Origin of the sequence: Streptomonospora nanhaiensis, assembly GCF_013410565.1 — a bacterium.
Lineage (GTDB): Bacteria > Actinomycetota > Actinomycetes > Streptosporangiales > Streptosporangiaceae > Streptomonospora > Streptomonospora nanhaiensis.
Window position 1 is genome coordinate 3,243,695 of record NZ_JACCFO010000001.1, and the last position, 18,723, is coordinate 3,262,417.

The window sequence follows — 18,723 nt, forward strand, 5'->3', positions numbered from 1 at the left end:
CCCCCTAGCCCATTCCGCGCTGCACGAGGAACGGCGGGCACACACCCAGCGGCAGGGTCGTCGCGAAGGCGACGTCCTGGCTGCCCCATGCCCGGCGCAGCCGGATCTTGGAGGTCTCGGCCGCGGACTCGGTGTGCGCGGCCGCCCGCTTGAGCTGCTCGGGGTCCTCCACGGTGACGCTGGCGTACAGGCTCATCTGCACCAGCCCGGCGCCGCGCGTCTCCTCGCGGGCGGCCTGGCGGGCGTAGGCGAGGTCCTGGTTGTCGCGGGCGCTGACCCGGCGGCGCACCCGCCACGACAGCTCGCTCTTGTACTGCGCGGCGGAGTTCTGCGACTCCAGCGCGCGCGCCGCCGCGGCGGCCGGCCACGGGCGGAACAGCAGCGTGGTCCGCTTGGTGTAGCGGGTGGGCGCCAGCAGCTCGGCCAGCACCGTGCTGGTGACGTGGGTGCGCGGCGCCTCCTGCCAGATCCAGGCGACGCTGTGCCCGCTGTCGTGGACGTAGCGGTCGTGGAAGGTCTCGGCCTCCACGGGGGTGGCGTCGGTCCAGTCGCCGGTCTCGATGCCCTCGGGGTTGGTGCGCAGCAGCGTGTTGAACTCGTTGAGCGCCGCCGGGTCGTAGGCGGTGCGCACCATGGCCACGAGCTGCTGGGGGGTGGCCCGGCCCAGGACGGTGACGCCCGCGCTGCCGAGGCTGGACTCGATCGTGTTCAGGTAGTTGCTGATCTCGGCCGCCGCCTCCAGGCGGTCCTTGGGGTTGGCCGGGAACTTGCGCGGGTCGAAAGTGATGGAGACCCGGGTCTCGATCTGGGCGCTGATGGCCGGGGCCTGCTCCACCAGGTCGCTGACGATCTTGCGCGCGGCCTCGGGGGAGAACGGGTCGACCTGGGCGGCCACGCCCTCGCGCAGGGCCGCGCCGGGGTCGGGCCGCGACTCCACGGTCACCGTGATCCACTGGACCCACGGCATGTGCCCGAAGGAGGCCAGCCAGGAGTGCCAGTTGGCGACCCAGCCGTCGACGTCGCCGGGCTCGGCCAGCCACACCGAGTTGGACGACACCAGCACGGTGGCGGTCATGTGCCCCAGGCGGCGGTTCCAGGCGATGCCGAACCGCCCGCCGCGGCCGTCCTCGCAGGACAGCAGCGTGATCGGGGCGAGGATGCCGGGCAGCTGGAAGGCGCGCGGGTGCTCCACCAGCACTCCGGCGCGGTAGCGGGTGTGGCCCAGGACCGAGGCCCACCACCAGCGCAGCCGGGTCAGCAGGAAGCTGAGCAGCGACTCTCCCTGGACCGGCACCGCCGCCAGCGCGAAGACGGCGGCCATGACCGGCAGCAGGTAGAGGAACAGGTTCGGCGCGAACAGGCCGGAGAACATCAGCACGATCAGACCGGCCAGCAGGCCCAGCGTCGCGTTGAAGCTCAGACCGAACAGGCCGATGCTGCGGCGGCGGCGCCAGCCGCCGTAGGTGCGGGCCATCAGATGAGCCTCCCTTCAGAACCGTCGGGCAGCGGCGGCGAGGACGACGCCGGGGTGGCGGCGCCGGGCTCGGCCGCGGGCGAGCCGGTGGCCAGGGCGCCCTCGGCGCCGGGACCGGGGTCGCCCGCGGGGGCGCCGGGGGTGTCGGTGGCGCCGCCGGGGGTGTCGACCGCGGCCGTGCCCACGCCGCTGGTGGCGGCGTCGGAGGCACCCGTGGCGGTCTCGTAGCCGGCGGTGGTGGCCGACGTGACGGACCCGGACTGGTCGGTGGACTCGGTGGCGCCGGTGGACAGCGCGCCGGAGTCCTCGCTGATGAACGACCCGCCGTCGCCGCTCATGTTGCCGGCGCCGCTGAAGGACCCGGCCGAGAAGGCGCCGCCCTGGGTGCCCAGGGTCGAGACGGTCTGGGCGCCTCCGGCCGTGGGGTCGCCCGCGGCCCCGGGTACGGAGCCGTCGCCGAGGCTGTTGCTGAGTGTGTTGGCGTGCGCGATGGCCCCGTTGGCCGCGCTCGCCGGTTGGACCTCGCCGCTGCCGCCGGAGCCGGAGTAGGAGGAGGGCTGGACGTCGGCGGCGCCGGAGCCCTCACCGCCGCCGCCACCGCCGCCTCCGCCACCGCCGCCACCGCCCCCGCCGAGGAGGCCCATGGAGCTGGCGCCGCCGGCGGCCAGGGCCATCATCCACATGCCGGAGGAGCTCATCAGCCGCATCAGGATCGGCAGCGCGCCGGTGGCCAGCAGCAGGATGGCGGCCGCCAGCAGGTAGCGGAACAGCGCCTGGCCCTCGTCGCCGCCGGAGTCCTCCGACGCCTGCTGGGCGCTGCCCAGGATGATCAGTCCGGCGAGGTAGATCAGTAAGACGAGCGGCTTGTACAGCATGCAGGCGACCAGCCAACCCACGACCTTGGGGAAGATCTTCAGGTTGGGCACCATGGTGCTCGCCGCGGCCAGCGGCAGCACGCAGGCGATGATGTAGATGACGCCCTGGAGCAGGGTCACCACGATGATCTGGGTGACCATGCCCAGGATGACCGCCAGGCCGATCATGTAGGTGAGGGCCTGCGTCGCGGCCTCGTTCTCCAGGCCCAGGCCGTTGCCGCTCTCCTCCAGGGCCACCCGGAAGACGCTGGGGTAGACGTCCTTGGCCGTGGGGATGAACCCCTCGGAGTCCCGGTCCATGCCGGTGGTCATGATCATGATGCCGAGGTTGCGGCTGAGGTCCATCAGCATCGACACCAGGAAGATGCCGAAGAAGGTCGCCCCGATGACCGTGAGCAGCCCGCGGACCATGTCCATCATCGGGTCCAGGCGGCGGTGCCACAGCAGCCGGATGCACGCGAACAGGATCCCCAGCGTGGCCAGGAACAGCACGAAGGGGCTGAGCACGTTCTGCAGGTGCAGCATCCCCTGGTCCAGTTCGGGCGGCACGGGCTGGCCCGTCGAGGTGGTGACGTTGCCCGTGTTGCCGGAGATCAGGAACGGGTCGTAGAGCAGGCGGTCGAACAGGGTCCCGATCAGGCCCTCGATGCTCTCGGTGATCCAGTCACCGGTCTCTTCGTCTTCTCCCACGTCCGCCCTCCTTTCTGCGTCCGGCACCGGGTCTCAGCGCACGGGCGGTCACATCGGCGGTCCGCCGCGCTACCGGTACTGCTCGTTGAGGTTCCGGTCGCAGTAGCGGTCCGGGTCTTCCTTCATGTCGTTCACCCAGTTGCGGAAGTGCTGGCACGCGTACTGCCGGTACGCCCACTCGGTGGTCCAGGTGATGCCGTCGGGGGCGTCGTCGGGCATCGGGCCGTCCGGGCAGTTGGGCGCCTCCGAGCGGGGCTCGGGATCCAGGACCGGGCAGGCGTAGTTGCCCCAGATCCACTCGTCGGAGCGGAAGTCCTGGTTCAGGCACGGGGAGTGCTGGATCGGCGATCCGGGGTTGACGTAGCAGTACTCGTAGCAGGAGACCTTCTCGTCGTCCTTCTTGCAGCGGGGGTCGTTGTTGCCCTGGACGGGGATGGTCTTGGACAGGTCGTCCCAGTCGTCGTCCTCCGGGCAGACGAAGGGGTCCTCGGCCTCGTCGTCCTCGGGCCGCGGCAGGCAGCCGGGGCGGGTCTCCTGCTCGATCTCGCGCTGGCCCTCGCCGGCCTGGTCGATGACCTCGCTGATGTCCTGGTTGGTCTGGTGGATCGAACCCTGCAGCAGGTTGGCCGCCAGCGTGCCGGAGCCGATCAGCAGGATCACCCCCAGCACGACATAGGGGAGGTCCGCCATGCCGCGCGCCGCGATCCACGGGTCGCCGGTGAAGTTGGCGTGGATCATGCGCCCGCCGATGATCACCAGGGCGATGACGCCGACCAGCACGCCCAGCCCGGCGACGTAGCCGAGCAGCTCGTTGCCGCGTCCGATGAACTCGGCGCGGCCCAGCATCACCAGCACAGTCCCCGCCTCCTCCCGTCTGCGGCCATGCGTCTCAGACCCCCGCGATCGTGGTGGCCACCGGAATGGCCACGAGCATCAGCGAGACGCCCATGATGGTCCACACCACGCCGCCGACGCCCTCGGCGGCCACCTCGGAGCGGCCGAGCCGGCCGACCACCATCTTCCCGGCGGAGTACAGGATGCCGAAGACGCCCAGGACGACGATCACCCCCTGGGCGTAGTTCAGGAACCGCTCGATGGGGTTCTGCTCGGGCGCCTGGCTGTCGCCGAACCCGTAATCGGGCAGGCGGGGAGTGGTGTCCCACTCCACTACGTTGGCGATCGGGATCGAAACCGTGTTTGCGAGCGCGGCGAGCATCTCGACTCCCGCGTGCATGACCGTCACGTGGCACCCCCTCTGCCGCGGAGACCGATACGGGTCCGCGCCGTCCGGCCCCCGCCCGTGACGGGGTGCGGGACCGGATCGGCGCGGTGGTTCAGGCGACGCTGGCGACCGTGCGGATGACCGGGATGGCCACGAGCATCAGCGAGATGCCCATGACGGTCCACACCAGCCCGCCGACACCGTCGGCGGCGAGGTCGGAGCGGCCGAACTTGCCGATCGCCATCTTGCCCGCGGCGAACAGGATGCCGATGATGCCGATGACGACGATGATGCCCTGGCCCCAGTTGATGACCTGCTCGATGGGGTTGGCGCTGCCGTTGAAGCCGGGCAGCTCCGGGTTGTTCGACCAGTTGAAGCTCATGGGCACGAGGGCGAGGTGGTCGACGAGACCACCGGCGAGGTACAGCAGACCGTCCACAGTTCTCAACTCTCCTCAACCTGGCGCGCCAGAGCGCCCCGCGCGGCGCTGAAGCACGCGTTCCTGATCTCGTCCAAAGCCTGCTGCGCCTTCTTCGGCAGCTTCACCTGCCCCACCTCGGCGACGTCCACGAACCGGAGCCCCGCGACGAAGGGGAAGCGGATGAGCCGGCCCACGCGCGCCTCCACCAGGCGCAGCCGGGTGGTGGCCTCGGGCGGCTCGGGGCCCGAGCCGTCGGCCACGACCACCATGGCCGCCGGAGCCAGCCCGCCGGCCTCGATGTTGTTCACGACCTCGGCGGCGCGCGCCGTGGCCGCCGCGTTGTCGCGGGTGACCAGGACGAGCGGACGGCCGAACGTGGCGATCTCCCTGCGGTCGGCCGAGTAGGCCCCGAACTCCCAGGGCGTGTTCAGCAGGACGCGGAGGGTGGTGGTGCCGGCGCCTCCGTGGCACCCCAGCAGCACCATCTCTCGGGCCCATTCGGGCAGCGTGGCGGCGAGCTGCAGCGTCTCGGCCGCGTCCTGCTCACCGCGTCGGCGCGCCATGGCGCTCCCCATTCGACGTCCGCACCGCCGCGCGGCCGGCCGCGCTCAATGCGCGCCGCACCGCGGATGCGAGCGGAATTCGCCGTTCCGCGCCCCTGCTCCCGCGAACGGAATCAGGATCGCCACTGAATCCGCGCATTCCAGAGCCCTTAAGTTCTTGATTCCAGATAACGAAGACCACGGCCGCCGGACGCGCCTGCGGGCGCGATGGTCAAGGCTGACACAACGGGGCATATCTATCGCATGAGGGACACCTTTTGCAAGTGACCCAGATCACAGCGCTCACGCAGCGCGTTCCCCGCGCACCAAGGAGAATGTGAAAGGTGAGAATCAAAAAGAAAAACTCACATTATCCCTCGGAATTTCTTCGGCCACCGGCGTTGATAACCAACGCCGATCGTCGGCCCGCGGCCCGTTGGCCCGTTTCGGCCAATGTGGGCGCCGCCCCCGTCAATACCCGCCCCGAGCGCCGGAAAAACACGCCGGAAAACCACGAAGCGTAGCGGACCGTCCGCCAGAAAGGTATTGCGCACAGAGGCGGTTCTTCGGTATCAAGGGACGTCCTTTCCGCACGAATCGACGGTGAGGTGTGCCCATGTCCAGAACGGTCGGCCCGGGACCCTCATGAGCGAGTTCACCGGCGGCACGTCGCGCGAGAGGGTCCTGGTGACCGCGATCATCGTGACGCTGGTCGCCGCGGCGGTCTTCCTGTACGTGCAGCTCACCGGGGGCGACGACCCCGACGAGGGGTCCAACTCGGCCGACTCCTCCGGTACCTCCGGCGGCGCCGCCGAGGGCGATCGGCCCGTCGGCGACGTCATGGCGCTGCTCCCCCACACCGAGGAGCAGTTGTCCGCCGGCGCCGAGGTCGCCCGCGACTTCGTGGCCGCCTACGCCACCTACGACCCCGACGAGGACCCCCAGGAGCGCATGGACCGCGTCACCCCGCTGGTCGGTGAGGACTTCGTCGGACAACTGGAGACGCTGATGCTGTCCCCGCCCACCGCCGGGTCGCGCCAGGACGCGCCCGCCACCACCGCCTCCGCCGAGGTCGTCGAGATCCGCAACGTCGGCTCCGAGTCCGTCATCTTCGTCGTGGACGCCAACCTGTCCGCCGAGACCGGCGGCGCGGGCGAGACCCAGACGGCCAGCTACGCGGTCACCGTGGTCCCCGAGAACGGCGAATGGCGGGTCTACGGCTTCCAGGACGCGTCGCTCGGCGACGCGGGGGTGCCGTGACCGCCCGGGGGCGCGCCGGCGCCCTGGGCGAGCGCGTGCGGACGTGGGTCCGCACGCTGGGCCGCCGCGTGCGCGCCGCGAGCGACCGCGGCGAGGTCGTGCCCCGAGTGGCCGGCGGGCTGTCGGCGCTGCTGGTGGCCGGCACCGTCACCTACGTGGCCACCGCGTGCGGCCCCGATCCCAGCGCCACCGGAGCGAGCACGACGAGCGGGGGCGGCCAGGCCGTCAACGCCTCGTACTCGGGCGGCAACATCGTCTTCGACTCCCACGGCGAGACCGCCAGCGGCACGACCAGCGTGCCGCGCAACATCCCCGAAGACATCCTGGAGATCCAGCAAGAGGCCGCCGAGGCCTACGACTTCCCGTGGGCCGTCATCGCCGCGGTGGCCCAGAAGGAGACCCACAGCGGCCAGTACGTCAACACCGGCGACCCCAACTGGGACTCCGGCGTGCTGCCGGGCACCCGCAACCCCTACGGCGCCGCCGGAATCATGCAGTTCGGCGTGCTCGACCCCGAGACCGGGCAGGAGGGCGGCCGGCTCGGCAACGCGGGCAACGCCTGGGGCGGCATGCCCAAGGAGCGCGTCTCCGAGCGGGAGAACGACTGGGAGCCCGGCGAGATGCCGGCCAACCCGGGCGGCTTCGGCATCGACGGCAACAACGACGGCTGGGTCGACGTGTGGGACCCCTGGGACAACATCATGTCCGGGGCGTTCCGGCTGGCCTGGGTCGCCAAGAACGTCGAGGAGAACCCCAACGGGTCCTACGCCTCGACCTGCCGCAGCCGGGCCGGGATCACCGACCCCCTGCAGTGCACGATCTTCATCCACAACAACGCCAAGTGGTACGTCAACCAGATCCTCGATCTGGCCGAGATCCTGTCCAACTCCGACGAGTACGGGGTGGCGCCCTCCCTGAACCTCTCGCCGGCCTCCTACTCGCCGGCGGGCAACACCGCCGACTGCGAGCCGGGCCAGGGCGGCGCGTTCACCGCCTCCTTCGGGATCCCCGCCGGGGTCACCGACGAGCACCGCACCTTCCTGGAGTTCGTGCACGCCCAGGTCGGCAAACCGTATGTGTGGGGCGCGGAGGGGCCCAGCAGCTTCGACTGCTCCGGGCTGGTGTTAGCGGGCCTCCGCGAGATCGGCGTGACATTACCCAGGGTCGCCGGGTCCCAGTGGCAGGAACTCGACGCCTACAGCGGCAACGGTGTCACCGCCCACCGGGTGCAGACCGGCACCCTCGACGTCTCCAAGCTCCAGGCGGGCGACATCGTGTTCTTCCGCGGGAGCTATCCCGGGCACGTCGGCGTCTACATCGGCAACGGCGAGATGATCGACGCCGGCAACCCGCGCGTGGGCGTGCGCCGCGGCCCCCTCGACACCGAGTACTGGCGCTCCACCTACACCGGCGCCGTGCGGCTCTCCTTCAGCGGCGGCGGCGCGATGGAGGCGTGACGCCGCGAACCGCCAGAACGAACGACGAACGACGACCCACCGCCGCGGCCCCGCCCCCGCCGAGGCCACACAGAAAGGAAGGACGACGATGGTCGCACCTTTGGTAGTCGCCCTCGGCGGGGCGGCACTGCGCGCGGCCGGGCCCTGGCTGGCCCGCACCGCCGCCCCCTGGGTCATGCGCACGGCCCTGCCGTGGCTCGGCCGCACCGCCATGAGCGCCGGCCGCGGGCTGGCCACCCGCTTCGGCCCCCGGATCAGCGGATGGCTCGCCCAGCGCGGCTGGGGCCGGGCCCTGCTCGGCTTCGCCAGCCGGGTCGGCCCCAAGCTCGGCGGGGTGTTCCGCTTCGGCGGCGCCGTGCTCGGCTTCGCGGGCAAGGCGCTGGGCCTGCTCGGGCGGGCCGCCGGCGGCCTGGCCTCCGGCGCCATGTCCCTCGCCAGCGACATCGGCGGCGCCTTCGCCGCCGGGCTCGCCGGCGGAGGCGGCCTGTTCTCGCTGGCGGGCCAGTTCGAGGCGGCCGTCGCCGGTGGCGGCGCCGCGCAGTCGGGCATGGGCACGACCGTGACCGACGGCCTCCGAAAGGCCCGGAACGGCCAGTACGGCCTGGCCACCTAGCGGCGCAACCGCGGCGGTCCGAAAGCCGGAGGCGGCGCGCACCCGCGCGGCCTCCGGTTCCGGCCGCCCTCGGCACCACCACGGCAAGGACATGAGAGACTCGCTCTTCCCGCAGCGCACCACCACCGTGTTCATGGTGACCATCGCGGTCCTCATCGGCGCGCTGGTGGCCCTCGCGCTGGCCATGATGGACGGCGGGTCGCCGGGTCCCGCCGAGGGCGCGAGCGACCGGTCGGGCTACCCGCCGTTCGGCGAGGCGCTGCCGGTCGACGAGGCCGACTACGCCGCCGCGGCCGAGGTCGCCCTGGCCCACACCGAGGGCTACGGCACCTACACACCCGGGCAGAGCGCCGAGGACCACCTGGCGGCCGTGCGCGAGGCCGCGCCGCTCGCCGACGTCCCCGAGGGCGTTGACCTGGCGGGCGCCACCGCCGCCCACACCGCCCTGGAGGACCTCGGCGCCGCGACGCAGGGCGCCGCCCAGGTCGCCCGCATCGAGTACCTGGGCGCGGAGTCCATGGAGCTGTCGGTCGACGTCACGGCGGTGCCCGAGGAGGGCCCGGCCGAGGCCGAGGACGTCGACCTGGGCCGCTACACCGTGCTGCTGATGCGCGAGGACGACGCCTGGGTGGTGACCAGCGCCGTGCCCGAGGCGCCCGAGGGCGGCGGGCCCGGAGGCGGCCCCACCGGCGACAACGAGCCGGCGGACCTGTGACGCACCCGAGGAGGAGGTGGGGCATGTTCGGACGACGGCGCCGCGCCGAGTCCCGGCCGGCCCGGCGGCGATGGCGGCGCCGGGGCGACGGCGGCGCGACCCGCGCCGACTACTCCATCGCGGGGGTCTCGCTCTCGGTCAGCGGCATCCTCAGCTACGTGTTCGTCCAGGCCATGACCGGCTCCACCCCCTTCGCCGAGGACCAGCAGGCCGGCACCGACCAGGTCAACTTCAGCACCGCCGCCGCGGGCGACTGCGACCGCGGCAGCGTGCAGCAGGCCGAGGGGTACGACAACGGCCGCATCCCCACCGAGGCGCTGTGCGAGCTGACCGAGGAGGGCCAGTACCTGCGGGCCGACGCCGCGGTGGCGTTCCTGGCGATGAACGAGCGCTACCGCGACGAGTTCGGCGAGGACATCTGCATCACCGACGCCTACCGCAGCTTCGCGGACCAGCAGCGGCTCTACGACGCCTACGTCAACGGCAACGGCAACCTCGCGGCGCGGCCGGGCTCCAGCAACCACGGCGAGGGCCTGGCCGTGGACCTGTGCGGCGGGGTCGAGAACTTCGGCACCGAGCAGCACGAGTGGATGCGGGCCAACGCCAACGACTTCAACTGGTTCCACCCGACCTGGGCCCAGGAGGGCAAGAGCACCTCCGAGGCCTGGCACTGGGAGTACACCAACGCCATCCAGGCGTAAGCCGGGGCGCGGCGGCGGGCCCGGTCCCGGCGCGGCCGGGGCCGGGCGCCCGGCGGGACGGGCGGGCGGAGGCGTCCCCGGCGGGCGGGCGTGCCGCGCGAAGGGACCACATGGTCGTCCAGGCGGCCGTACGAGCGGTCACACGGGCGTCGAGGCCGGTCTATACACAACAATCCTTGGCGCCCTCGTCATGGGCGCGGCGGGTCCAGGTGTCTCCCATCAACGCTCTAGTCGCCGGTCGGCCGGTCGGCTCCCCCGCCGCCGCCCGAGCGGTCGGTGCAGACCTCCTCGGACGCCTTCGTCTCCTCACCGCTGATGACCGCCACGACGGTGAAGCAGTAGTCCACGTCCGGGTTGAGGCCCACGAGCTCGATCTCCTCGGCCGGCGGCCGGGTGTCGGCGAGGAGCACGGCCGGCTCGCCCTTGGGGCCGCCCATGATGTTGTAGACGTCGTCGCCGCCGTGCCCGGTCCAGGTCAGCACCACCGACACCTCGGCGTCCTCGGCGATCTCCACGTCACCCGGGGGCCGGGGCCGGCCCTCCGGCCGGTCGGACTCCTGCGCGCCGCCCTCGCCGTCGCCGTCGCCGGCGGTCCCGGTCTGCGACGGGGACGCGGCCGCCTCCGTGCCGTCCTCCCCGCCCTCCTCGTCGCCGCCCAGCACCAGGACGACGGCGGCCACGGCCAGGGCCACCGCGGCGGCGGCGATCGCGACCGCCAGCGCCGCGATGAGGACCACGCGGTCGGCCGGGCCGCGCCCCGCGGGCTCGCTCGGCGAGGCGAGCGGCAGCGGCGCGCCGTGGGCGGCGCCGGGCAGGGCGCGGTAGCCCAGGAACGGCTCCTCGGGGGAGAGCTGCTCCGTCTCGGCGGCCCGGTCGTCGCCGTCGCGGGCGTCGCGCGCGTCGCGGTCGTCGTCCTCCTTCTCGGCCCGCTCCTCGGCCGCACGCTCGGCCGCCCACTGCGCCCGCCGCACGGCGGCGGCCGCTGCGGGGTCGGGGCGGGCCTGCGGCGGGTTGCCGCCCCAGGCCGTGTCCGCGCGGGCGGGGCCGGCCGGGCCGCGCCCCTGCACCGGCCCCCGGCTCCACACGGGGGCGGTCCAGGTGCCGCCGACGGCCTCCTCCGGCTCCTCCTCGAAGTAGACGACCTTCTCGGCCTCGGGCTCGGCGAAGGCACCGCCGGGGGCGTCGAACGCGTCGGGGTCCGCGGCCGGGCCGGGGTCGGGCGCGGCGAAGACGCCGGTCTCCTCGCCGTCGGCGGCCTCGTCGGCGGCCGAGCCGTCCGCGCGGGTGCGGGGCCCGCGCCGGGCCCGGTCGGCGGCGGCCTCGGCCGCGCGCGGCGAATGGCCCCCGGGGTCGGCCGCCTCCGCCGCGGGCGGCTCGGCGGCGGCCGCGCCGGCGGTGCCTGCGGCTCCGGCGGCCGGAGCGCCGTCCTCGGGCGGGACCGGCGCGGCGCCGTCCGCGGGGGCCTCGCCTTCCCGCCCCTCGGCCGCCTCCGGTGCCCAGCCGTGGGCGCGCGCGACGGCGGTCAGGGCCTCGGTGAGCGCGTCGGCGTGGGCGGGCCGCCGCGCGGGATCGGGGTCCAGGGCGCGGCGCAGCAGGTCGGCGAGGTCGGCGGGGACACCGGGGCCGAGCGGGTCGGGCGGCTCCTCGCCGCTCCCCCGGGGCGGCTCCGCCGCCGGCGGCACCCGCCCGGTCAGCAGCGCCCACAGAACCCCGGCCGCGCGGTAGACGTCGGAGGCGGGGGTGGCGGGGCGCCCGGCCCACGCCTCGGGCGGCAGGTGGTCGCGCAGGTCGCGGTCGAGGGCGCGCGGCGGGAACGGCACACCCGCGGGCAGCGGCGGGTCGCCGCCGGGGCCCGCCTCAGCGCCCGACCCGCTCAGCAGCACCGTGCGCGGGTGGATTCCGTGGTGCACCCACCCGGCGGCGTGCAGGGGGGCGAGCGCGGCGGCCAGGGCCAGGCCCGCGCGCACGGCGTCGCGGGGCGACGGCCGCTCGCCGCGCGCGACAAGCGCGGCGGCCGAGCCCTCGGGGGCCTCGGGCCAGACGGCGAAGGGCGCGCCGGGACCGCCGGAGGAGCCGCCGAAGATGCCGCCGGGGCCCGGGGCGCCGCTGAGCACCCGCACCAGCACCGGCAGGCCGTCCGCCGCGCGGCGCGCCCGGAAGGTGCGGCCGGCCCCGGCCGAGCGCAGCGGCCCGGTGATCCGGTAGCCCGGCACCTTCGGAGCGTCGGCGTCGGTTGTCATCGAGTGGCCCTCCGAGGTCGGCCCGTCGGCACAGATGGCACCGGCCCGCTGTGCCGCCCGCGGGCCGGTCGGGGCGCGGGCCCGGCACCGGCCGACCGCGCGCCCGGCCTCCCGGCGCGACCGCCGTGCGGGGGCCGCCCCGGTCGGGCCGGAAGGCCGGCGAGGGGCGGTGCGCGGACGGCTCCGGTGGCGGAGCCGGTGGAACGTGCGCGGACCCGCGGCGGGTGCGGGGCGGGTCCGCTGAGGAGGCCGGCGTCGGGGAGTTCGCCCGGTCCGGGACACACCAGCCCACGAATCTTGCCGTCGCCGCACACTCCGCGTCAAGTGCGCCCGGCGCCGGATCCCCCTGCGGCACGGGCGTCGCGGCGCGGCCGGTGCCCCGCGCGCGGCGCGGCGGCGCCGGGCCGCTACGGTTACATACCGAGCGGTATGCACAGGCGCCGCCCGGCGCCCCGCACGACACGGAGGTGGACGGTTGAACGCGGCCGACCAGGACCCCGGCCGGGGCAGGGCGCCCCGGCCCGCCGACGCGGCGCCCGCACCGCCCGACTACGCGCACTGGCAGGAGATCCCCACCCGCTGGGCCGACAACGACGCCTACGGCCACATGAACAACACGGTGCACTACGCGTTCATGGACACCGCCATCAACACCTGGCTGGTGGAGCAGGGCGGCCTGGACTACCGCGAGGGCCCGGTGATCGGCATGTGCGTGGAGTCGCACTGCGTCTACACCGCCGAGGCCGGGTTCCCCGAGACGCTGGCGGTGGGGCTGTCGGTGGGCCACCTGGGCACGTCGTCGGTGCGCTACGAGCTGGGCCTGTACCGGAGCGACCGGCGCACCCGGGTCGCCGAGGGCCACTTCGTCCACGTCTTCTGCGACCGCCGCACCCGGCGGCCGGTGCCCGTCGAGGGCCGGCTGCGCACCGCCCTGGAGAAGCTGCGGAGGAACCGATGAGCGCCGCCGCCCCCCGGACCGGCGCCGACGGCATGGCCGTCCGGGCCGCCGTGCTGCACGAGATCGGGGCCCCCGCCCCCTACGCGCGGTCGCGCCCGCTGCGGGTGCGCGAACTGGGCCTGCGCCCGCCCGGACCCGGCGAACTGCTGGTGCGCGTCCGCGCGGCCGGGCTGTGCCACTCCGACCTGTCCGTGGTCAACGGCGACCGGCCCCGCCCGGTGCCGATGGTGCTGGGCCACGAGGCCGCCGGCGAGGTCGCCGCGCTCGGGCCGGGTACCGAGTCGCGGTTCTCCGTCGGCGACCACGTGGTGCTGTACTTCGTCGCCCCCTGCGGCACCTGCCCCCGCTGCCTGGAGGGCCGCCCGGCGCTGTGCGTGCGCGGTGCCGCCGCCAACAACGCCGGCGACCTGGTGGGCGGCGGACGGCGCTGGCGCGCCGAGGACGGCACCGAGCCCGCGCACCACCTCGGTGTCTCGGCGTTCGCCGAGTACACGGTGGTCTCGGCCGACTCCGCGGTACGGGTCGACCCCGACCTGCCGTTCGAGACGGCCGCGCTGTTCGGGTGCGCGGTGCTCACCGGCGTGGGCGCCGCGCTGCGCGCCGCCGAGATCCGGCCGGGCGAGCGGGTGGCGGTCTTCGGGCTGGGCGGTGTGGGGTTGTCCGCCCTGCTGGGCGCCCGCGTGGCCGGGGCCGCGCAGATCGTGGGGGTGGACCCGGTGACCGGCAAGCGCGAGCTGGCCGGGCGGCTGGGGGCCACCGACCGGCTGCCCGGCGGCGCCGACGCGGTCGCGGCGGTCCGCGACCTGACCGGGGGCGGCGCCGACAAGGTCATCGACACCACCGGCAGCGCCGAGGTCCTGGCCCAGGCCTACCTGGCGGCCCGGCCCGGCGGCACCACGGTCACCGTCGGCCTGCCGCACCCGGACCGGACGGTGGCGATCCCCGCCGTTACCCTGGCCGCCCAGGAGCGGACGCTGCGCGGCAGCTACCTGGGCTCGGGCGTGCCCGCCCGCGACATCCCCGCCTACATCGCGCTGTACCGGCGCGGGCTGCTGCCGGTGACCGAACTGCTGTCGGGCCGGCTGGAGCTGGCCGAGGTCAACGCGGGCTTCGACCGCCTGGCCTCGGGCGAGGCCGTGCGCCAGGTGGTGCTGCTGTAGCCGGCCGCCCGGCGGGCGGCCGGACCGGGACCCGCCCGCGGGGAACCGGCGGCCCCGCGGGCGGGATCCAAGGGGGTGCCCGGGGGCGGTGGCCGACCGCCCCCGGGCCGACCCACAGGAGGCCCCGGTGCCCGTGTCCCTTCCCCCGCTCTCCGACCTCGCCGGCTACGGCGTGCTCCTCGCCTCGGGCGCCCTGTTCGCCGGCGTGGGCGGGGCCATGGCCCTGCGGATCCTGCGCCTGCGGCGCGGCGGCGTGCGGGTCCCCGGGGTGGTCGTGGGGCGCGCCGTCAGCCGGGACCCCGGTGAGGCGCCCTCCTACGCCGCCGTCGTCGAGTTCACCACCCGCGAGGGCCGCCGCCTGCGCGTGCGCCAGCAGGTGTACAGCAGCTCCAACCGGCTCCGGGCGGGCCGGCGGGTGACCGTGGCCTACGACCCCCGCAACCCCGAGCGGGCCGACGTCGTGGAGGCCTGGAGCCAGCTCACCGGCGCGGTCGTCTTCCTCCTCGGCGGCGTGTTCGGGCTGGTGTTGGGGGCGTGGCTGCTGGTGGGGGCGCTCCTGTGACGCCGGTGCCGGGCCGGCCGCCTCAGCCGACCAGTTCGGCCTCGGGGTAGGCGGCCGAGGGCGCGTCGAGCAGGGGCCGCTCCCGCCCGCGCAGGTACTCGGTGAAGAACGCGGCGAGGTAGGCCCGCTGCACCGCCACGCTGCGGGCGGGGTCGATCGTGCCGGTCGACTCGGTGCGGGTGGTCTCCCACGCCGGGCTGCTCGGGTGCAGCCGCGCCTCGATCCGGGGCAGGATCCACTGCGTGTCGGTGAAGCTCATGTGCTCGGCCTCGGGCAGGTACACCTCGGTGAACTCCCCGGTGGACGCGGCGCGGAACCGCCTCCAGTCGGGGGAGTGCGCGCTGGTGTGCGGCTCGCCGCCGCTGCCGCTGGTGCCGCCGCCCATGAGCAGGAAGGGGCGCGGCGCGCCGGCGAGCGTGGCCCGCGCCCAGTCCTCGTCGCCGACGTGGTAGGCGATGCTGCCGTCGAGGTTGGCGGCGGCGTCGATGCGCTCGTCGGCCAGCAGGGCCTCGGCCGCGGTGAACCCGCCCGCCGAGTGGCCGAACATGCCGGTGTGCGCGGGGTCCAGCGCGGCGCCCAGGCCGCGCGGCAGCCGCCGACCGGCGGCGTCGGGGTTGCGTCCGGCGGCGAGGTCGGCCACGGCGTCCAGGACGAACCGCATGTCGGCCACCCGCACCGCGATGGCCTCGCGCATCGTCTGGGGGTCGGAGCCGGGCACGGAGTCGCGCACGATCCGCCCGTCGGGGAACTCCACCGCCGACGCCTCGTAGGGGTGGTCCACGGCCACCACGGCGAACCCGCGGCTCGCCAGGTCGGCGAGCTGGGCGGCGGCCTGGTAGCGGGTCTGGCGGAACCCGTGGGAGTACAGCAGCACCGGCAGGTCCCCCGCCTCCGCGGCGACGGGGGCGCCCGCAACGGCCCCGGCCCGCGATCCGGCGAAGTCCACGGCGTCGCGCGCCAGCCCCACCTGCTCCAGTTCGTCGGCCAGGCGGCTCGCGGCGGCCGGCGAGGCGTAGGGGGCGGGTTCGCCGTCGGCGTCCTCGGCCGCCGGGTACCACACGGTAGCCATGAGGTCGCGCCGCTTCGCGCCCTCCACCCAGGGGTGGCCCCGGGTCTCGTCGACCAGGTGCAACTCCACCTGGCCCACCGCGTAGGGGCCGGTGGGCGCGGGCGGGCGCAGCGCGACGGGTTCGGGCGCGCCCACGGCGGAGACGACGGAGGGCAAGGCGCAGCAGGCCGCCAGCACGGCCGCCGCGGCGGTGTAGGCGAGCGCGCGGACGCGCCCGGCCGGGCGCGGTGGGCGGGGCGAACGGGGCGGGGACGCGGTCGTGGAGTCCGGGATCATGGTGCCATCGTCGCGGCCTCGCCCCGGCGGCGCATGACCCGGTCGTCGCCGCCCGGCTATCCCGATGGGCATAGCGGCGCCGCCTCGCACCGGCGCGGGCGGCGCCGCGGGCGCGCCCGGCGCGTCAGTACAGCACGTGCTTGCCGCCGTCGACGATCAGCGTCTCGCCGGTGACCGCGTCCATCTCCAGCAGGCCCAGCAGCGCGTCGGCGACCTGCTCGGGCTGGGTGGTGGCGCGCAGCGGGATCACCTCGCGCTCCTGGCGGGCGAACTCGGCGAACCCCTCCTCGCCGCGCAGCCCGGTCTGCCACCGGGTGGCGACGGTGCCCGGCGCCACGGCGTTCACCCGCACCTCGGGCGCCAGGACGGCGGCCAGGGAGCGGGTGAGCTGCTGGAGGGCGGCCTTGCTGACCCCGTAGGCGATCGAGGAGCCGCCGGCGCGGAACGCCGAGATGGAGGACGTGTTCACGATCGCGCCGCGCGCCTGGCGCAGGGGGCGCTCCAGGGCGCGGGCGCAGCGGAACGCGCCCACCACGTTGACGTCCAGGATCTCCCGCCAGATGTCGTCGGTGAGGGCGGCGAGGTCGCCGGGCGGCACCGCCCGGGTGGTGGCGGCGTTGTTGACCAGGGCGTCGACGCGGCCGAACCGCTCCAGGGCCCGCTCGGCCAGCGCCTCCACCTGGGCGGTGTCGGCGACGTCCGCCCGCTCGGCCAGCGCGGGGGTGCCCAGCCGCTCCACCTCGGCGGCGGTGGCCTCGGCCTCGCCCGCCGACCGGGCGTAGGTCAGCACCACCCCGGCCGCGCCCCGGCGGGCCGCCTCCAGGCTCACCGCCCGCCCGATACCGGTGCCGCCGCCCGTCACGACCAGCACGGCTCCCCTGATGCGCATCGCGTGCCCTCCTCGTTCGTCCTGTTCGTCATCGTCCGTGGTGGCTCGGCGCTGTGCGGCGGCCGTGAGCGGGCCGCCCGCCGCCGGGCGGCCCGCTCACGGCGCGGCCGCGCGCAGCGCCCCTTCGGCGCCCTCGCGCTCCAGCCCGGCCAGGGCGTCGGCGACCCGGTCGCCCAGGTCGCGCCCGCCGCCCTGGGAGAGCGCGGGCACGTGCACCCGCAGCAGGTCGACCGCCTCGCGCGGGCCGCGCGCGGCCGCCAGCCCGGCGGCGATGTCCTCCGACCCCGCCTCCAGGGCGGGCCGCTCCCCCGGCGGCAGGCGCAGCAGCCGCGCCCAGCCCGCCACCGCCAGGCACGCCAGGCGGGGGTCGCGCCCGGTGGCCAGGTGCTCGGCGGCCGGGGCGAGCAGCCGCTGCGGCAGCTTCTTCGCCCCCTGCTGGGCGATCTGGGCGAGGCGGTGGCGCAGGTGCGGGTTGCCCAGGCGCGCCAGCACCGCCTCGGCGGCGGGCGGCGCGCCGCCGTGCGCGGCCGCGCTGGGCGCCAGTTCCCGCTCGTACAGCGCCACCAGGAACGGCCGCAGCGCGGGGTGGCCCACCGCCTCGGAGACGGTCGTCGCGCCGAGCAGCAGGCCCAGGCACGCCGCCGCGGAGTGGACGGCGTTGACGCAGCGCAGCTTGACCGTCTCGTAGGGGGCGAGGTCGGCGACCAAGCGTGCGCCGACCCGCTCCCAGGCCGGACGGGGGCCGGCGAAGGCGTCCTCGATGATCCACGAGCGGTACGCCTCGCCGACCACGGCGGCGGTGTCGCGGTACCCCAGCGCGGCGGCCACCCGGTCGACGTCGGCGGGCGTGGTGGCGGGCACCACCTGGTCCACCACGGTGCCGCAGAACGCGGTGTGCGCGCTGATCCACTCCCACAGCGGGCCGCCCTCGCGCTCGGGCAGCAGCGCGCAGAAGGACTCCACCAGGCCGCGCAGCAGCCGGCCGTTGGCGGGCAGGTTGTCGCAGCTGAGCACCGTCAGGGGCGTGCCGCCCAGGCGGCTGCGGGCCTGCAGCCCGCGCACCAGCTGGCCCACGGCGGTGCGCGGGGGGCGGCCGGCGGCGTCGGCGGCGGTCTCGGGGTCGTCCTCGGCCAGCCGCCCGGTGGCCGGGTCGTGCCGGTACCCGGCCTCGGTCACCGTGAGGGTGACCACGTGGGTGGTGGGCGCGGCCACGGCCACCGCGAACCGCTCGGGCTCGTCGCGGGCGGAGACGGCGTCGGCCACCGCGCCGACCACGCGCACCCGGTCGGCGCCGTCGGCCGCCCGCTCGGTGACCGTGTACAGGCCGTCCTGGGCGCGCAGCGCGTCGACCACGGCGCGGCCCCGGGCGGCCGCCGCGCAGATCGCCCAGTCGCCGCCCTCTGCGGCCATGGCCTCCTGGGTGAAGACGGCCTGGTGGGCGCGGTGGAACGCGCCCGGTCCCAGGTGCACGATCCCCACCCCCGCCCCCTCGGGCGGCAGGCCGCGGACGGTGTCGGCGGGCAGGTGCGCCCGCGCGGCCCGGGTCAGGCGCGGCGGGCCGGCCATGGCTGCCATGGCGGGGCCTCCCCTCGTGTCGGT

Annotated in this window: 18 protein-coding genes; 8 read left to right on the forward strand and 10 right to left on the reverse strand. The window is 75.3% G+C overall.

The annotated features are described in order from the left end of the window. Nucleotides 1-4: 4 nt before the first annotated feature. The 6 genes from HNR12_RS14015 to HNR12_RS14040 all read right to left on the reverse strand — a co-directional run bounded on the left by HNR12_RS14015 (nt 5) and on the right by HNR12_RS14040 (nt 5,245). Nucleotides 5-1,474, reverse strand: a complete 1,470-nt coding sequence (locus HNR12_RS14015; protein ID WP_179767900.1) for an SCO6880 family protein — start codon at nt 1,472-1,474, stop codon at nt 5-7. Next, nucleotides 1,474-3,039 (reverse strand): hypothetical protein, encoded by a 1,566-nt coding sequence (locus tag HNR12_RS14020; RefSeq protein ID WP_179767901.1) that lies wholly within the window; start codon nt 3,037-3,039, stop codon nt 1,474-1,476. The genes HNR12_RS14015 and HNR12_RS14020 overlap by 1 nt, the downstream gene beginning before the upstream one ends. 69 nt (nt 3,040-3,108) lie before the next feature. Then, nucleotides 3,109-3,894, reverse strand: coding sequence for a TrbC/VirB2 family protein (locus HNR12_RS14025; RefSeq protein ID WP_179767902.1), 786 nt, complete (start codon nt 3,892-3,894; stop codon nt 3,109-3,111). A 34-nt stretch (nt 3,895-3,928) separates the two neighbouring features. After that, entirely contained in the window at nt 3,929-4,273 is a 345-nt protein-coding gene (locus HNR12_RS14030) for a hypothetical protein (protein ID WP_246425522.1), read from the reverse strand. 100 nt (nt 4,274-4,373) lie between these two features. Further along, on the reverse strand, nt 4,374-4,700 hold the full coding sequence (locus HNR12_RS14035) for a hypothetical protein (RefSeq protein WP_179767903.1): 327 nt from the start codon (nt 4,698-4,700) through the stop codon (nt 4,374-4,376). Between the two features lie 5 nt (nt 4,701-4,705). After that, nucleotides 4,706-5,245, reverse strand: a complete 540-nt coding sequence (locus HNR12_RS14040) for a hypothetical protein (protein WP_246425077.1) — start codon at nt 5,243-5,245, stop codon at nt 4,706-4,708. Between the two features lie 624 nt (nt 5,246-5,869). Here HNR12_RS14040 and HNR12_RS14045 point away from each other — a divergent pair. The 5 genes from HNR12_RS14045 (at nt 5,870) to HNR12_RS14065 (ending at nt 9,970) form a co-directional block, all read left to right on the forward strand. Then, the gene (locus tag HNR12_RS14045; protein WP_179767904.1) at nt 5,870-6,484 is read left to right on the forward strand and encodes a hypothetical protein; all 615 of its coding nucleotides are present in this window, start codon (nt 5,870-5,872) and stop codon (nt 6,482-6,484) included. Further along, on the forward strand, nt 6,481-7,941 hold the full coding sequence (locus tag HNR12_RS29525) for a C40 family peptidase (RefSeq protein ID WP_179767905.1): 1,461 nt from the start codon (nt 6,481-6,483) through the stop codon (nt 7,939-7,941). The genes HNR12_RS14045 and HNR12_RS29525 overlap by 4 nt, the downstream gene beginning before the upstream one ends. Nucleotides 7,942-8,029: 88 nt before the next feature. Beyond that, a complete protein-coding gene (locus tag HNR12_RS14055; protein WP_179767906.1) occupies nt 8,030-8,554 on the forward strand; it encodes a hypothetical protein in 525 nt (174 codons plus the stop codon). 91 nt (nt 8,555-8,645) lie between these two features. After that, nucleotides 8,646-9,269 carry a hypothetical protein gene (locus HNR12_RS14060; RefSeq protein WP_179767907.1) on the forward strand — a complete coding sequence of 208 codons (624 nt, stop codon included), beginning with the start codon at nt 8,646-8,648 and terminating at the stop codon, nt 9,267-9,269. A gap of 23 nt (nt 9,270-9,292) precedes the next feature. Next, nucleotides 9,293-9,970 (forward strand): M15 family metallopeptidase, encoded by a 678-nt coding sequence (locus HNR12_RS14065; RefSeq protein WP_179767908.1) that lies wholly within the window; start codon nt 9,293-9,295, stop codon nt 9,968-9,970. Nucleotides 9,971-10,197: 227 nt separating this feature from the next. Here the strand turns inward: HNR12_RS14065 and HNR12_RS14070 are convergent, their stop codons facing one another. Next, the gene (locus HNR12_RS14070) at nt 10,198-12,210 is read right to left on the reverse strand and encodes a hypothetical protein (RefSeq protein WP_179767909.1); all 2,013 of its coding nucleotides are present in this window, start codon (nt 12,208-12,210) and stop codon (nt 10,198-10,200) included. 475 nt (nt 12,211-12,685) lie between these two features. Between HNR12_RS14070 and HNR12_RS14075 the strand changes: the two genes are divergently transcribed. From HNR12_RS14075 to HNR12_RS14085, 3 genes are all read left to right on the forward strand, one after another. Then, nucleotides 12,686-13,168 carry an acyl-CoA thioesterase gene (locus HNR12_RS14075; protein WP_246425078.1) on the forward strand — a complete coding sequence of 161 codons (483 nt, stop codon included), beginning with the start codon at nt 12,686-12,688 and terminating at the stop codon, nt 13,166-13,168. Beyond that, complete coding sequence (locus tag HNR12_RS14080; protein ID WP_246425079.1) at nt 13,165-14,328, forward strand: alcohol dehydrogenase catalytic domain-containing protein; 1,164 nt, start codon at nt 13,165-13,167, stop codon at nt 14,326-14,328. Before HNR12_RS14075 ends, HNR12_RS14080 begins: the two co-directional genes overlap by 4 nt. Nucleotides 14,329-14,455: 127 nt before the next feature. Then, the gene (locus tag HNR12_RS14085) at nt 14,456-14,890 is read left to right on the forward strand and encodes a DUF3592 domain-containing protein (protein WP_179767910.1); all 435 of its coding nucleotides are present in this window, start codon (nt 14,456-14,458) and stop codon (nt 14,888-14,890) included. Nucleotides 14,891-14,912: 22 nt separating this feature from the next. On the opposite strand, the gene HNR12_RS14090 is transcribed toward HNR12_RS14085, so the two are convergent. The 3 genes from HNR12_RS14090 to HNR12_RS14100 all read right to left on the reverse strand — a co-directional run bounded on the left by HNR12_RS14090 (nt 14,913) and on the right by HNR12_RS14100 (nt 18,699). After that, entirely contained in the window at nt 14,913-16,235 is a 1,323-nt protein-coding gene (locus tag HNR12_RS14090; RefSeq protein WP_179767911.1) for an alpha/beta hydrolase family protein, read from the reverse strand. A gap of 124 nt (nt 16,236-16,359) precedes the next feature. After that, nucleotides 16,360-17,124, reverse strand: a complete 765-nt coding sequence (locus HNR12_RS14095) for an SDR family NAD(P)-dependent oxidoreductase (RefSeq protein WP_179767912.1) — start codon at nt 17,122-17,124, stop codon at nt 16,360-16,362. Nucleotides 17,125-17,220: 96 nt separating this feature from the next. Continuing rightward, nucleotides 17,221-18,699: a mannitol dehydrogenase family protein gene (locus HNR12_RS14100; protein ID WP_179767913.1), complete on the reverse strand. Its 1,479-nt coding sequence runs from the start codon at nt 18,697-18,699 to the stop codon at nt 17,221-17,223. Between the last annotated feature and the right edge of the window lie 24 nt (nt 18,700-18,723).

Coding starts and splice junctions, on each gene's coding strand:
- HNR12_RS14080 (WP_246425079.1), top strand. CDS start 13,165: ATGAGCGCCGCCGCCCCCCGGACCGGCGCCGACGGCATGGCCGTCCGG.
- HNR12_RS14065 (WP_179767908.1), top strand. CDS start 9,293: ATGTTCGGACGACGGCGCCGCGCCGAGTCCCGGCCGGCCCGGCGGCGA.
- HNR12_RS14015 (WP_179767900.1), bottom strand. CDS start 1,474: ATGGCCCGCACCTACGGCGGCTGGCGCCGCCGCCGCAGCATCGGCCTG.
- HNR12_RS14030 (WP_246425522.1), bottom strand. CDS start 4,273: ATGCACGCGGGAGTCGAGATGCTCGCCGCGCTCGCAAACACGGTTTCG.
- HNR12_RS14045 (WP_179767904.1), top strand. CDS start 5,870: ATGAGCGAGTTCACCGGCGGCACGTCGCGCGAGAGGGTCCTGGTGACC.
- HNR12_RS14060 (WP_179767907.1), top strand. CDS start 8,646: ATGAGAGACTCGCTCTTCCCGCAGCGCACCACCACCGTGTTCATGGTG.
- HNR12_RS14090 (WP_179767911.1), bottom strand. CDS start 16,235: ATGATCCCGGACTCCACGACCGCGTCCCCGCCCCGTTCGCCCCGCCCA.
- HNR12_RS14095 (WP_179767912.1), bottom strand. CDS start 17,124: ATGCGCATCAGGGGAGCCGTGCTGGTCGTGACGGGCGGCGGCACCGGT.
- HNR12_RS14070 (WP_179767909.1), bottom strand. CDS start 12,210: ATGACAACCGACGCCGACGCTCCGAAGGTGCCGGGCTACCGGATCACC.
- HNR12_RS14100 (WP_179767913.1), bottom strand. CDS start 18,699: ATGGCAGCCATGGCCGGCCCGCCGCGCCTGACCCGGGCCGCGCGGGCG.
- HNR12_RS14055 (WP_179767906.1), top strand. CDS start 8,030: ATGGTCGCACCTTTGGTAGTCGCCCTCGGCGGGGCGGCACTGCGCGCG.
- HNR12_RS14040 (WP_246425077.1), bottom strand. CDS start 5,245: ATGGCGCGCCGACGCGGTGAGCAGGACGCGGCCGAGACGCTGCAGCTC.